Here is a 13,041-nt window from a genome sequence, read left to right on the forward strand (position 1 = left end):
CCTTGCGGTGCTTTTTTTATGTGAGTTTTGCTAAGCATTCTCGTGCGGCATTTACTCAGGCGCATAACCTTCTGCGCCGAGCAGGGCACCATCGAGCACCGCACCTTCTTCAGTGAGCTTCAGGCGATCAGCACAGAACCAACGAATCACCAGTGGGTAAATGCGATATTCTTGCTCGTGTACACGTTCTTGCAGATCTTCAGCCGTATCTTCCGGGAAAATCGGTATCCGTGATTGCAAAATTACCGGGCCGCCATCAAGCTCTTCAGTAACAAAATGGACACTGACACCATGTTCTGTGTCTCCGGCATCAAGGGCGCGCTGGTGCGTGTGCATGCCTTTGTATTTAGGAAGCAACGAAGGGTGAATGTTCATAATGCGATCGGCAAAGGCGGATACAAACACTGGGGTAAGCACGCGCATAAAACCGGCAAGAATAATCAGATCGGGCTGATAGCTTTGCACACGCTCCACTAACGCTTGATCATAATCTTCGCGATCAGCAAAACTGGTATGCGGCACAAATTCAGTGGCAATACCAAGGTCAGCCGCTTTCGCTAAACCAGCGGCATCAGCGCGGTTGGCAATCACCGCCACCACATCAGCGTTGATCTTGTTATCCTGGCAATGCTCAGCAATATTCAGCATATTGCTGCCGGTGCCAGAAATTAGCACCACAATGCGTTTTTTCATCGGGTTTGCGATAGCTGCAGGCATTAGGCGAATTCAACCTGTTCTTCATCGCCATTGCGATCAGCTACAGCACCGATAACCCATGCGCTTTCGCCGGCATCGTTCAGAAGCTTAACGGCTTTCTCAGCGGCATCAGCCGGCACAGCAATAACCAAGCCTACGCCACAGTTAAAGGTGCGGAACATTTCATTGCGCTCAATGTTGCCGTTTTCTTGTAACCAGCTAAAAATTACCGGCCACTGCCAGCTATCGCGCTGAACCACTGCTTTGCAATGTTCTGGCAATACCCGGGGAATATTTTCTTGGAAGCCGCCGCCGGTAATGTGCGAAATCGCGTGCACATCTACTTGCTTGATAAGTTCAAGAGTTGGCTTCACATAAATGCGTGTTGGCGCCATTAAATGATCAGCTAATGGTTTACCATGAAACGCTTCGTTTAAATCGGCGCCGCTTACTTCAATTACTTTGCGAATCAATGAATAGCCGTTTGAATGCGGGCCACTTGAAGCTACAGCAATTAAGGCATCGCCAGCCGCTACTTTGCTACCATCAATGATGTCGTCTTTTTCTACCACACCTACACAGAAGCCGGCTAAATCGTAATCGCCTTCTTCATACATACCTGGCATTTCAGCAGTTTCACCACCGATAAGCGCACAGCCTGATTGCATACACCCTTCACCAATACCGGCAACCACATCAGCAGCAACATCGATATCGAGTTTGCCGGTGGCGTAATAATCCAGGAAGAATAACGGCTCAGCGCCTTGCACAATTAAATCATTTACACACATGGCCACTAAATCGATACCCACGGTATCGTGTTTTTTCAGGTCGATTGCCAACCGCAATTTGGTGCCCACACCATCGGTTCCAGAAACCAATACCGGCTTTTTATAACCTTCAGGAATTTCGCACAACGCGCCAAACCCACCAATGCTACCCATTACTTCAGGGCGAGTAGTGCGGCGAGTAACATGCTTAATACGTTGTACCAGAGCGTTACCAGCATCAATATCAACGCCAGCATCTTTGTAACTGAGTGAAGGTTTATCTTTGTTCACGGGAGGTCCTCTTGCGGCTGTTGCCAACCAGTGTGCAATGTGTTGGATGCGCATTTTAACAGCACTGGGCCTTAGCTTGAATGCTTATTATAAATTTTTTATGGTGCATCTTGTTTGTAGGATAAAAAGGGCGCTAAATAGGCACCTATTTTTTGCATTTGCTAAGAAAGATGTTAGGTAAGGATGTACAGTGAAAGGCGCGGTAAATAAGGCATTGGCGAAGGCTGATAAAGTGGTAACAGCTACTCCAGCTGGTGATAACAATGTAGTGATTATGCCTGCGCAATTGCAGGATGTGCCCGATCTGCTGCGCATTGATCAGCTTTGTTTTCCTTACGATGCCATGAGTAAACGCAGTTTTAAGCGCTTTATTCAACACGATCAGGGCGATTTTGTGGTGATTCGCCGGGCGCAGCCTGCCCAGAGCGCGAGCGAGCAAACCAGCCACAACCCCATTCTAGGCTACGCCATTCTGTTGTTCCGCCAAGCCACGCGCTTGTGCCGGTTGTATTCGTTTGCGGTAGATCCCGAGCTGCAAGGTTTGGGGTACGGCAAACAACTTATGCAATATTGCATTGAGCGCGGCAAAGAAGAGCATTGTTTATTCTTACGCACCGAAACCAAAGCTGATAATAACCAAGGCCTACAATTTTTTGATCAGTTCGGTTTTGTGCATTTGGGCTTGCGGGAAGATTATTACGATGATCATTCCGATGCCATTGTGCTGCAAAAACAGCTGCATTTCTTCGATTCGGCCAACGTGCCGCATTTGGTGCCGCATCTTACGCAAACCACACCTTTTACCTGTGGGCCCACCAGCTTGATTATGGCCTTAGCGTGGTTTGGTAAACCGGTGTATTCGCCGCCCCATGAAGAACTTGAAATATGGCGCGAGGCCACTACTATTTATATGACATCCGGCCACGGTGGTTGCGGCCCTCATGGTTTAGCGCGCGCTGCGTTGCGCCGTGGGTTAAAAGCCGAGTTATGGGTGAGCCAAGCAGGGCCAGTGTTGCTTGATTCCGTGCGCAGCGATAGCAAACGCGAAGTAATGAGCCGGGTGCAAGAGGCGGATATTTATGCGTTACAGCAAGCTGGAGTTGCGATACATAACCTCGATTACAGTTTGGCGCAGCTTGATGATGATCTAAATGCCGGAAAATTGATTATTGCATTAATAAGCACGTATCAATTTGATAGCTCAAAAGCGCCGCATTGGGTGTTAATCACCGCAATGGACGAAGAATACATTTATATAAACGACCCAGACGATGATTTGTTACCTTGGCAAACGATAACAGAACGTCAATATCTGCCGATTCCGCGTACCATTTTTGAAAAAGCATTTGCTTATGGTAGTTCGCGGTTGCGGGCAGCGGTGGTATTGAGCAACGATGCTCAATAAACAGTGATAAAACAGGAGTTGTAATGGCTAAGGTTCTAGTACTTTATTATTCAAGTTATGGACACATTGAGAAAATGGCGCAAGCCGTGGCAGAAGGCGCACGCGCCGGTGGAGCTGATGTTGATATCAAGCGCGTACCGGAGCTCGTTCCAGAAGAAGTAGCGAAAAGCTCGGGCTATAAAATGGATCAAAGCGCCGAAATCGCCAAGCCCAATGATTTGAAAGAATACGATGCGGTTATTTTTGGCACGCCAACACGCTTCGGCATGATGGCTTCACAAATGAAGAACTTCCTCGATCAGTGCGGTGGCATGTGGGCCAACGGCGATTTAATTGGCAAAGCAGGGGGCGTGTTTACCTCAACCGCAACCCAACATGGTGGCCAAGAATCAACATTGTTGAACTTCCATACCGTACTCCTGCACTTAGGTTTTGTAGTGGTAGGTTTGCCGTATAGCTTTGCCGGGCAAATGAACATGGATGAAATTACCGGCGGCTCGCCTTATGGTGCGACTACTATGGCCAAGGGTGATGGTTCGCGTTTTCCTTCTGAAAATGAATTGGATGGTGCGCGTTTCCAGGGTGAGCATATTGCCAAGATAGCGAAGAAGCTTTCTGCGTAGTAAAAGAAGCGGCTTGTTGTATGAAAAGTGGGCGGCTAACGCTTTATAAGCGCTTTATTCGTAAAGGGTTTGTAGCCCACGAACTTATACTCAGGTATAATGTCTTAGTAAGGTAAGCACTGAGAGATTGCGTTAAGCAAGTAAAACGGTGATTACAAAACCTTTGGGGCTGATCCGGATTCGACGGGATACATGAAACCCAAGGTGCATGCCGAGGTGAGGCTGGCCTCGTAAAAAGCCTCAACTTTATAGTTGCAAACGACGACAACTACGCTCTAGCGGCTTAATAACCCGCTAAGCCCGTTCCCCAGCGCTTTGTCTGCGAGACTGGACCAGAACGGCTAACCCTAATGTAGACTCGCGTGGATGCTTCGCCCGGAGCTGAACCGTTAAACTTAATCGGGCTCGTCATTATAGAAGCCTGTCTGTCGGCGTCTTGATGATTAATTAAAAGACTGACTAAGCATGTAGGACCGAGGATGTAGGTATTGCGGACGCGGGTTCAAATCCCGCCAGCTCCACCATATCAAAGACTAGGCAAGTCTAATATTGTCTACTAACCCAGCGTAATTGCTGGGTTTTTTATTGCCTGTAGTAAAATGTAGTCTTATGCAGAACAGCCAAATCTAGCTATTTTTTGGGGTACATTTGGGGGTATCTCTGGCTATTCCGAAAACTGATACCCCACTTTAGAAATTGCCAACGCCAAACGGCGCTTAAGTATAGGCGGCGTAGCACAGCAGTTTCATTGAATTGCCGAAACCCTGCCATATTTCGCATCATTTTGCATGCGAATTCAATACCCCATTTCGCTTGTTGAACCCCCCCAATTCCGGACAATCTCTAACAGAGATTGGATACCGGAAAATATCACGATGCCATTAACCGTTACGCAGATTAATAATGCCAAAGTAGCAGATAAACCTTTTAAGCTTTACGATGGGCAAGGTTTATTTCTTCAAATAACCTCTACTGGGCGCAAGTATTGGCGCATGACAATACCGCTATGCGGGCAAAGAAAAATTGCTCGCTATTGGTGTGTATCCAGAATTATCGCTCAAGGAAGCAAGGCTAGCACGTGATGACGCACGAAAGTTACTCATTGATGGCCTAGATCCATCTATGGAAAAACAAACACGGCAGATTAACCAACGAGTCGCAGAGAAAAACACATTTGAGGCCGTGGCCAACGAATTCATGAATGCAAAACTTGAAGGCCTAAGTGCAATGCACGTTGATCGCACTACTCAAGCTATCAAAGAGATTTGGTACCAGCTATTGGTAAACGAGTTATCTCCGAGGTTACCGCGCCCGAGTTGCTTGCGGTTCTGCGTCGAGTGGAAAAGCGGGGAGCTATTGAAACGGCGCACCGTATAAAGCAGGTTGCATGTCAGATATTCCGCTTTGCCATAGCAACTGGTAGGGCGGATAGGGATGTAGCCGCTGATTTACGAGGTGCTTTAAAAAGCCCAAGAAAGAGTCACTTCCCCGCCATTACAGATCCTAAAGAAGCGAAGCAACTTATAGTCGCTATACAAGGGTACCAAGGAACTCCATTGGTTAAAGCAGCACTTCGCTTATCACCGCTATTATTTTGCAGACCAGGTGAGCTTCGTCACATGGAATGGGCTGAAGTAAACTGGAATGAACGACGTATTGAGCTACCAGCTAGCAGGATGAAAATAGGGGAGCCACTGATCATACCGCTCTCAAATCAAGCGCTAAAAATACTTGAGGAGCTTTATCCGCATACCGGCAGTGGAAAATACATTTTCCCATTTTCTAGAGGGCTTAGCCGGCCAATGTCTGATAATGCTGTTCGAACAGCACTGAGAACTCTTGGTTATGATAACGAGGCCATGACGCCTCATGGATTTCGTGCCATGGCACGTACAATCTTAGATGAAGTATTAGGGTACCGGGTTGAATATATCGAACAACAACTGGGGCATGCTGTGAAAGATGCGAACGCAAGGGCTTACAACAGGCCTATGCACCTTGACCAAAGAACAGAAATGATGCAAGCATAGTCGAGCTATCTAACAAGCTGCGCGCTTCATAGATGATTGAGCTTGCTGCATAACCTTTTTGGCGAAATCTACGGCTCGCTGTCCTTTTGCCTGAGGGAAAGAATCGTCGAGTTTATAGTCAGCCTCGACTCTGTACAGCTTTGATTGTCCTAATTTGTAACCAATGTTTTCTAACTCTTTAATGTCATAAGGTTCCTCTCCAGAATTACAAGTTTTTAAGTATGTAATAAGAGATTCATGAGTGCCTGATTCTTTGCGATCAGGCAAATTAGTAAGTCTGGATGTAACTTCATGGAATAGTGCGTAATAGGCACGGCTGGCTGCGTTCCTGTAGCTAACTTCAGAATTTGCCTTCAAGGACTCGTTCGCTAACTGAATTAGGTCAGAGGGGGTGGTTGCCATGCCTAATTACTCCTCTGCGCCAGAAAGTTGAACTTTATCTTCGGTTGTTTCGAATAAAAATATTAAACGCGAATCAAAAGACTCAAGCTTCATCAATTTATCAGCAAGTTCGAAGTTCCAGTCAGCAACTTTGTGCGCGACTAATTGGCTAACTCCTAAAGTAATAAATAAACCTTTGGAATCGTGGCACTTCATAACTGAACTATAATAGGTCAACACTTTATTTTGAGCAGGGATCGAGGCTGCAACGTCATACATCTCAAGCAAACTATTTTCGTCAACTTCAGCTTCTTCAAGCATCAATAAGAGAGCATGGCTCTTCTGCCTAAAATCGGAAAACCTCTGTTTCGAAACGTCGCTCAACCCAGATACCATAGGCTCTACCTTTTGTAATAATATATTGGCCTCACTTAATCTGTAAGCATCCATCAAGTTTTCAATGGCCAAAAAATATATTTCGGGCATTTGAAAACGCTTGGCAGCATCAACCGATAGCTCTATGGATGACAAATATTCACCCTCAGAGGATAAATAGTAGCAAACGTTTTGAATTGAAGCCGGGTCGACTGAAGAGAAGCTGAGAAGTTTGTCGGATTCTACTTTTGCCTCTAATATTTTACCTTCCGCAAGAGCTAACAAGGCTTTCAATGCTACTTGGTGCTCAACTAAAGGAAGTTTATCAACCTCGCGCTTCAAAAGCCTGACTCGAAACTCGTTAAGATCTTCTTGGTTAAAAAGTTCCTGTATCTGCTTGAACAATCCTTGGACATTAGACTCAGCTGGTTTCAGCGACATTTATATTCCTTGTTTAGGCATATCTAGGAGGAGTGAAGCTAGCACGCATGGCTTATTTAAGTTAATTTAGCGCAGAAGAATAGTCAACCTCTATAGTTTTGTCAATCAGACTACTCTTGACTGACATGACTGTACTCTTGTTGTAATCCACTCATCAATTTCAGACTCCAGCCACGCTACCCGTTTACCACATAAATTAATCTGCCGTGGAAACTCTCCTGCAGCTATGCGATTGTAAATTGTCGCATTGGAGAGCTTTACTCGGTCGATAACTTCCTTCATATCGAGGAATCGCAGTGGCTTCTGGTGTTTTTCATTGCTCATGTCGTTCACATTTTAAAGTTTAAAATTCTTATCATTTAACTGATTTCAGATGAGCCCAGTCGAGCTCTTTGATTCTTTCAACCGCGGTCGCAGCTTCGTTTAATTCTTTTTAGTGATTGATTAAAGCTAGGCCTAGCTACGTCATTTAGAATTTCCTTGGCTTTAGCGAAATGCCCCAGCACGTGAACGTTATCATGTTGAAATGAAGCGAATCGATGGCGCGTGACACTATTTTCGGTGTAGTTCTAATTGTTACCATTTTATTAGTGGTTATGGCTGGAGGTGGATTTGTTGTTTCAGGTCTTGCTGGGGTTATAGTGGGGTGGTGGCTATCTCGTTGGTATAATGCTGTTGAGGTCAGAAATTGGGCTAGATGCCGCATGTAGCGGCATTAACTAATGAGGTTAAGTTGTTCTTCCGATATATCTTCACTGCATTTTGCGCAGTCCACAAGTTGTTGAAAGATAACATCGTCGAGCGTACAGACTGCATTTAGGGTGCCGCCGAATCTTTTTTGAAGTAATTCGGCGCTATTGAACAAGTAAAACTCATTTAAGCAAACCCAAGTTGACTCTTTTAGATAGCAACAGCCTTTAGGAAGGAAAAAATTGAAGAAGCGATCAGCTTGACAGCCGTAGGTAGTGCCACGGCCATGCTGTTTAGATGTTGTTTTAGCGACTAGATGGATACCGTTCTGGTTTCCTAGCGCTACAAATAGTTTTTCGCCTGATTCACCGTCATTAAAGTGAAAATCGCGATCAAAGAATATGCTGCCTGGTACCACTTAGCTTCTCCATAAGCTCTTGCCGATCCTTAGAGACGCTCATAACCATTTCATGCTCCGCAGTTCTAACAGCTAGTTCGTACGGAATGAGTGATTGGCGTTTGCCCTCAACTTCAAAAACTTGATGCCAAGGCTGATTCTCCAGGTGGGTTTCTTCGACCATTTCATCAGCGGTTGCAGTTTTGTATTTCTCCGAGAGCTCACGCAACATACTCAGTTCTCGCCGAGTGAAGATAGAAGTATCGGTGTCGGATTTTTTAGTTACAGTCAGCATTTTTCCGCGATAAGCCGTAGTTTCACGAAATTCTATGCTCGCTGCTAAATCTTCTTTCGGATTATTGATTTCATTGTAAAGCTCTGCGGGCACTGGGCCCATTGGCCATGCATAGTAATTAAGGCCGGTGACTGGACGGCCTGTATCTCTGAAGTGGCGAAAGTCTAGGAAGTATAAAAGCTTGCAAAGCTTAGTCTTTCCCAGTTTTTCGACATTTTCTGAAAAGTAGCAAATAGCATTGATTAGCTTGTTTCGCTCGTTCGATATGATCATCTTAGCTCCTGCTTTGATGGGCGCATCATACAGATTGCTGTACAAAAATCAATCATAACCCTTGAATAAGTATGGTATATCGCTACCAAAATAGCGTTCGAACTTAGTAATCTCTTCATCCAAATTGGCCACATAATCTTCAGCACAGCTAGCAACTCTGCTACTGCCGCATCTACCTACCATAGCAGTTAATAATCTTTCTGCGTATCGATTAGTGCCAGGGTCGAAGGTAAACACCAATGAAAAAGCAGAAGCAGAAGAGGCATATTCACTGTCTAAGGGCGTACTTATAAGGTAGAAGCCAAAGTGTGGCTCATTAGTGTCATTAGACAACTTTAAGTGTGGACTGCTCCGGACAAGATTGCGCACATTAAATGCGACTCGACTACCGACCGAATCATCTCCACTATGAGAAACATAGACAGGGTATTTAAAGTCATCGTTTGCAGTCGCAGTCAGGGGGCTTGCAGCTGTTGTTATGAGCAAAGCTAGAGAGTACAGCGACTTTTTCATGTATTCTTCCTTGAGCTATAATGTTAATACATTGTTGATCGCCGGAGTAGGGGTGTCAATATCCTAACCCCGGCGCTATATCGGGTTACATTCCACATGTTTTTGCTAGGTGTAACTTAATAAAACCATTACTGCTTCTCATAACAGCTTCGGCTAGATGTTCCCTTGTATTATCAGAATTGGGATTCCAAAGCTGCTTTATCGTTACCGCTCTTCCATCTATATCTGCCTTGTACGTCAACATCAGTATTTGTTTTTCGTCGTTATTCATTATTCAGTTCCTAATTTTAATTAGAGGGACTGAAAACCGGTTTTCAATATTCGGGTGGCCAAACCCTAGCGCTATGAGAGCACAATCTGAAATTCAGGCTACTGGATGAACTTTCGGGTTCGAGGCCGAAATTAACCGGTAGCGCAAAAATAGAAATGTGGTAATAGCGCTTCGTGAAACAGTTCTCCAGAAGGCGTGAGTCACATAACTACGGTAGCCGACGAAATAATGAATGTCTTTCTGGGTTTTTCATAACCATTTGAAAAGCCACATTTAAATTTTTAGGTGTTGTTAAAAGTAGAGTTTCTTGCAGCACTTTTAAATACTTTATTGGATACATAATCAGAGATCATTTTAAAACTAAGGAAGGTAAAAGACGAGGGTACTATTTAAGTGTTAATCAACCCAAAATTTAGGGCGCAGAAGTGCGCCCCTTACTAACTAGAAATTACTTTACTTGAAAGGTATTCAACATCATCTAGCATCGTTCTCAGTTTGATAACAAATTGCTCTGTATAACGGTAGAATTAGAGCAATTCACGGCGTTCAAGTGCTGTTGAAATGACTTTGCGATGACCTCGCCAAGGACTACAGGCACAGCATTTCCAATGAGCCTACCCAAAGTGCTCATACTCAACTTGTCATCATCTTTCAAGAATTCGTATTCGTCAGGAAATGACTGAAGAATAGCTGCTTCGCGAAGACTTATTGCTCTGTCTTGTGACGGGTGTCCAAATCTTCCATTTCCAAAGCCATAACATTGAGTTGTAATGGTAGGGCTAGGGAGTGACCACTCCATCCTACCATAAACACTAGAATATCCTTGGCCAGACTTTTTAGTATGACATGTAGACAGTAGCTCTTCAGGCCAGTCCCGCCATGTTCCTCCGGGTTTTGAGTGTTTGATTCTAGATAGGTTTTTTTGAGAAAGTCCTGCGCTAATATGTAGCCGGTCATGCTTACACCCTTGGCCAGCATGAATTGATGGTAAATGGCTGATACTGTCTTTCACAGTGCGATATTCACGAACTGTATGGGTTGGCTTTATGAGCTCTACGGGCCCTAATTTCGAGGCAAGCAAAACGAGACGTAACCGTCTCTGTGGGAGACCGTAGTCTGGGCAAAAAACAGTGGTGTCGGTCACATAATAGCCGCTGTCAATTAGATGAGCCTTAAAGTCTTGATAAACACGGTGTTTGCAAACTCCAGGAACATTTTCCATTGTTACTAGATCGGGATTTACTCCGGAGATCAGCCTACTGAAATGATAAAGAAGTCCCCACCTGTCGTCCTTCGGCTTTTTTTGTGTATACTTTGAAAAAGGTTGACAGGGCGCACATCCAGCTAAAAGCTTAATACTATTTTTCGGAAAAAGAGTTGCAATCTCATTGGGAGATACTTCTGAAATGTCACGTTGATAGAAAGTACTAAAATTATTTTTTTCGTAGGCATACCGGCAAGCCTCATCTAGGTCATATCCCGCGGTAACTTCTACGCCCGCTTTTACAAAGCCGTGGGTAAGACCTCCAACACCACAGAACAAATCAACCGCCGTTATTTTCATCGCACACCACTATTACGTTGCTAAAATTAAATGTTGTCAACAAGCAATTCAAGTTTATCCAGTTCTTTACTTTTTTCCAGATATGAGGCGTATGAATTCTGAGCACTATGGATCAAGCCGTCGTAGTACATGATTCTACTTCCTGGAGATATAGCATTCATTGAGTGCTTAATTCTTTCTGGATTGGAGCTTTCTTCGGGGATCTCTTTTCCTAAAACGAATATAACCTCAATGTTTGGGTTTTTATCTCCTAAGCTTCGACAGATTTTTTTCAGTTTATCAAAATACTTTGTTCCTTGCTCGTTCAACCCGTGAAGAGTGACGGATGCTCCAGCCCGTTTTAATTCGATAATTAAATGTTTTCCCGCAGAAGTCTTATAAGCGATATCAACTCTTCCAAGCTCCTCTTTTTTGGTTAAATCATCAATTATGACACCTTCAGCAATAAGTTTAGACTCAATTGCTTCGCTTCCTGAAGCTCTTTCCCAAGATGGATCTAAGAGCCACAGATGATTGAATAAGTATTCTTGCAGAACTTTCTCTTTTGCGTCTTGATCTAGTAAATTATTAAACTGTTTAATAGCATCTAGGCGTGAATTCACAATGTCGCGATAAAGTGAAGCCTCAAGGGCATCGCGATCGCCCAAAAGTTCAAGAAGCTGTTGTGGGTTCGTCAGGCTATGACCAAATTCATCTGTTGAACCTCTAAGTTTCATTCTTTCGAACGCGATAACACCATGTTTAAACATTAATTTCTGATCAACATCATTATCAACAGGGATCGAGCTAATCTGTGCGATTAAACTTTCTGCGCTTTTTCTGAATCCAGAAGGTAATCCGTCTAACCATTGCTTGAGAGCAGGGGACTCCTCTTTTGCTTTCTCCACCTCATGCTTTTTTCTCCAATCAGACCATTTGCTCTCAACCTTATTAAGTGCTGACTTCAGGAATGCAATCAAAGCAATGTAGCGCTCATCATCTTCCTGTACTCTTTGTCGATCGCTAGTAGCAATATCTGGCTTATCGTTAGCATCCAAGAAATCAGCTTCAATCTGACCCGTTAGGTATTTAGTAAATAATCGTCCATCGTTTAGACGGTCCAAAATATTTTCGTGAAAGAGCCTTCCTCGAGAAAGAACCACTATTCCGTTCAGGTTTCCCAATTCCTCGCTATCCAACTCTTTCGGAGTCCTTGATGTTCCAATCCATCCTGAAACCTTGATATTACTTTCCCAACCGGGGAGTGAATTCTCTAAAATACCGGTTTCCTTAACTTTAGTTGCGGCACTTGTATCAACCTCACTACCCTCAATTTTCCATAGGAACTGCAGTGCCGATAAATCCCCTCTATCCTCCATGGTTACTGGCTGTCCGTTAATTAAAATCTTAAAATTGAACTTTTCGCCAATAACGGAGAATCTTCTTGCAAGTCTTCGACGTAATGCTTGAACGCTTTTACCGAGGCGGGTTCGCTTAATTTCGCCCAGAGTGATTTGTGTACCTTTAGTTACAGAAAGGGCATCAACCTCCAGTGAAACTGGCTTATAACTTCTTTCTCGTAATCGAACAGAATCTTTTATATCTGCAATACTCATTTTTAAACCGTGCGCAGAAGCTTCCCCATCTTTGATTGACTGGACTTCTATACAGTTCGCAATTGAAAATAGAGATAGCTTGCCTAGCCCTTTTCTCCCCATAACCGGTCGACCTTTTGCTGTGACCTCTCCGGTAATTGTATCTTCAACTCTTCTTCGATACCCAACTCTTAAATATTTCTGATTCATGTCTGAAATAGACATGCCGATTCCATTATCTTTTATTGTGATTAGGTCATTTTCTTTATCGATATTTATTTCAATTAACTCTGCATCTGCATCCCAAGCGTTAGCGACAGATTCGGTAATTACTGCCGCTATATTGCTATACAAATTGATTCCTAGATGATCTAAGACGTTAAGGTCCACTGTCATTTCATATAAATCACTCATCTTCTAAACGATCCTTATTGTGAAGTTTGATACTTAAG

14 protein-coding genes, 1 other RNA gene and 2 pseudogenes are annotated in these 13,041 nt (G+C 44.0%); 6 read left to right on the top strand and 11 right to left on the bottom strand.

The annotated features are described in order from the left end of the window. Window positions 1-51: 51 nt before the first annotated feature. Complete coding sequence (purN, locus tag CWE13_RS00265) at window positions 52-717, bottom strand: phosphoribosylglycinamide formyltransferase (protein ID WP_126805351.1); 666 nt, start codon at window positions 715-717, stop codon at window positions 52-54. Continuing rightward, complete coding sequence (purM, locus tag CWE13_RS00270) at window positions 717-1,757, bottom strand: phosphoribosylformylglycinamidine cyclo-ligase (RefSeq protein ID WP_126805352.1); 1,041 nt, start codon at window positions 1,755-1,757, stop codon at window positions 717-719. The genes purN and purM overlap by 1 nt, the downstream gene beginning before the upstream one ends. 190 nt (window positions 1,758-1,947) lie before the next feature. Here purM and CWE13_RS00275 point away from each other — a divergent pair, with 190 nt between their 5' ends. From CWE13_RS00275 to CWE13_RS12545, 6 genes and pseudogenes are all read left to right on the top strand, one after another. Next, a complete protein-coding gene (locus tag CWE13_RS00275) occupies window positions 1,948-3,162 on the top strand; it encodes a GNAT family N-acetyltransferase/peptidase C39 family protein (RefSeq protein WP_126805353.1) in 1,215 nt (404 codons plus the stop codon). A gap of 23 nt (window positions 3,163-3,185) precedes the next feature. Beyond that, window positions 3,186-3,785, top strand: coding sequence for an NAD(P)H:quinone oxidoreductase (gene wrbA / locus CWE13_RS00280; RefSeq protein ID WP_126805354.1), 600 nt, complete (start codon window positions 3,186-3,188; stop codon window positions 3,783-3,785). Between the two features lie 165 nt (window positions 3,786-3,950). Then, window positions 3,951-4,309: a transfer-messenger RNA gene (ssrA, locus tag CWE13_RS00285) on the top strand. Window positions 4,310-4,660: 351 nt separating this feature from the next. Further along, window positions 4,661-4,862: pseudogene (locus tag CWE13_RS12725) on the top strand (Arm DNA-binding domain-containing protein); the annotation flags it as partial. Between the two features lie 185 nt (window positions 4,863-5,047). Next, window positions 5,048-5,233: pseudogene (locus CWE13_RS12730) on the top strand (phage integrase central domain-containing protein); the annotation flags it as partial. A 45-nt stretch (window positions 5,234-5,278) separates the two neighbouring features. Beyond that, entirely contained in the window at window positions 5,279-5,815 is a 537-nt protein-coding gene (locus CWE13_RS12545; protein ID WP_420837029.1) for a tyrosine-type recombinase/integrase, read from the top strand. A 9-nt stretch (window positions 5,816-5,824) separates the two neighbouring features. Here the strand turns inward: CWE13_RS12545 and CWE13_RS00295 are convergent, their stop codons facing one another. The 9 genes from CWE13_RS00295 to CWE13_RS00335 form a co-directional block, all read right to left on the bottom strand. Further along, a complete protein-coding gene (locus CWE13_RS00295) occupies window positions 5,825-6,217 on the bottom strand; it encodes a HEPN domain-containing protein (protein ID WP_126805355.1) in 393 nt (130 codons plus the stop codon). Window positions 6,218-6,223: 6 nt separating this feature from the next. Then, complete coding sequence (locus CWE13_RS00300; protein ID WP_126805356.1) at window positions 6,224-7,012, bottom strand: hypothetical protein; 789 nt, start codon at window positions 7,010-7,012, stop codon at window positions 6,224-6,226. A 105-nt stretch (window positions 7,013-7,117) separates the two neighbouring features. Beyond that, on the bottom strand, window positions 7,118-7,336 hold the full coding sequence (locus CWE13_RS00305; protein WP_126805357.1) for a helix-turn-helix transcriptional regulator: 219 nt from the start codon (window positions 7,334-7,336) through the stop codon (window positions 7,118-7,120). A gap of 391 nt (window positions 7,337-7,727) precedes the next feature. Beyond that, the gene (locus CWE13_RS00310) at window positions 7,728-8,120 is read right to left on the bottom strand and encodes a hypothetical protein (protein ID WP_126805358.1); all 393 of its coding nucleotides are present in this window, start codon (window positions 8,118-8,120) and stop codon (window positions 7,728-7,730) included. Further along, window positions 8,095-8,667 (bottom strand): Panacea domain-containing protein, encoded by a 573-nt coding sequence (locus CWE13_RS00315; protein WP_126805359.1) that lies wholly within the window; start codon window positions 8,665-8,667, stop codon window positions 8,095-8,097. Before CWE13_RS00315 ends, CWE13_RS00310 begins: the two co-directional genes overlap by 26 nt. Before the next feature lie 48 nt (window positions 8,668-8,715). Continuing rightward, window positions 8,716-9,180, bottom strand: coding sequence for a hypothetical protein (locus CWE13_RS00320; RefSeq protein WP_126805360.1), 465 nt, complete (start codon window positions 9,178-9,180; stop codon window positions 8,716-8,718). Window positions 9,181-9,265: 85 nt separating this feature from the next. Beyond that, window positions 9,266-9,451: a hypothetical protein gene (locus CWE13_RS00325; RefSeq protein ID WP_126805361.1), complete on the bottom strand. Its 186-nt coding sequence runs from the start codon at window positions 9,449-9,451 to the stop codon at window positions 9,266-9,268. 490 nt (window positions 9,452-9,941) lie between these two features. Continuing rightward, complete coding sequence (locus tag CWE13_RS00330) at window positions 9,942-11,015, bottom strand: DNA cytosine methyltransferase (protein WP_126805362.1); 1,074 nt, start codon at window positions 11,013-11,015, stop codon at window positions 9,942-9,944. 26 nt (window positions 11,016-11,041) lie between these two features. Next, window positions 11,042-13,003: a BbrUII/HgiDII family restriction enzyme gene (locus tag CWE13_RS00335; protein ID WP_126805363.1), complete on the bottom strand. Its 1,962-nt coding sequence runs from the start codon at window positions 13,001-13,003 to the stop codon at window positions 11,042-11,044. Window positions 13,004-13,041 lie beyond the last annotated feature (38 nt).

The organism is Aliidiomarina shirensis, from assembly GCF_003987345.1.
GTDB classification, from domain to species: Bacteria; Pseudomonadota; Gammaproteobacteria; order Enterobacterales; family Alteromonadaceae; genus Aliidiomarina; species Aliidiomarina shirensis.

Coding starts and splice junctions, on each gene's coding strand:
- wrbA (WP_126805354.1), top strand. CDS start 3,186: ATGGCTAAGGTTCTAGTACTTTATTATTCAAGTTATGGACACATTGAG.
- purN (WP_126805351.1), bottom strand. CDS start 717: ATGCCTGCAGCTATCGCAAACCCGATGAAAAAACGCATTGTGGTGCTA.
- CWE13_RS00325 (WP_126805361.1), bottom strand. CDS start 9,451: ATGAATAACGACGAAAAACAAATACTGATGTTGACGTACAAGGCAGAT.
- CWE13_RS00305 (WP_126805357.1), bottom strand. CDS start 7,336: ATGAGCAATGAAAAACACCAGAAGCCACTGCGATTCCTCGATATGAAG.
- CWE13_RS00315 (WP_126805359.1), bottom strand. CDS start 8,667: ATGATCATATCGAACGAGCGAAACAAGCTAATCAATGCTATTTGCTAC.
- CWE13_RS00295 (WP_126805355.1), bottom strand. CDS start 6,217: ATGGCAACCACCCCCTCTGACCTAATTCAGTTAGCGAACGAGTCCTTG.
- CWE13_RS00320 (WP_126805360.1), bottom strand. CDS start 9,180: ATGAAAAAGTCGCTGTACTCTCTAGCTTTGCTCATAACAACAGCTGCA.
- CWE13_RS00330 (WP_126805362.1), bottom strand. CDS start 11,015: ATGAAAATAACGGCGGTTGATTTGTTCTGTGGTGTTGGAGGTCTTACC.
- CWE13_RS00335 (WP_126805363.1), bottom strand. CDS start 13,003: ATGAGTGATTTATATGAAATGACAGTGGACCTTAACGTCTTAGATCAT.
- CWE13_RS00300 (WP_126805356.1), bottom strand. CDS start 7,012: ATGTCGCTGAAACCAGCTGAGTCTAATGTCCAAGGATTGTTCAAGCAG.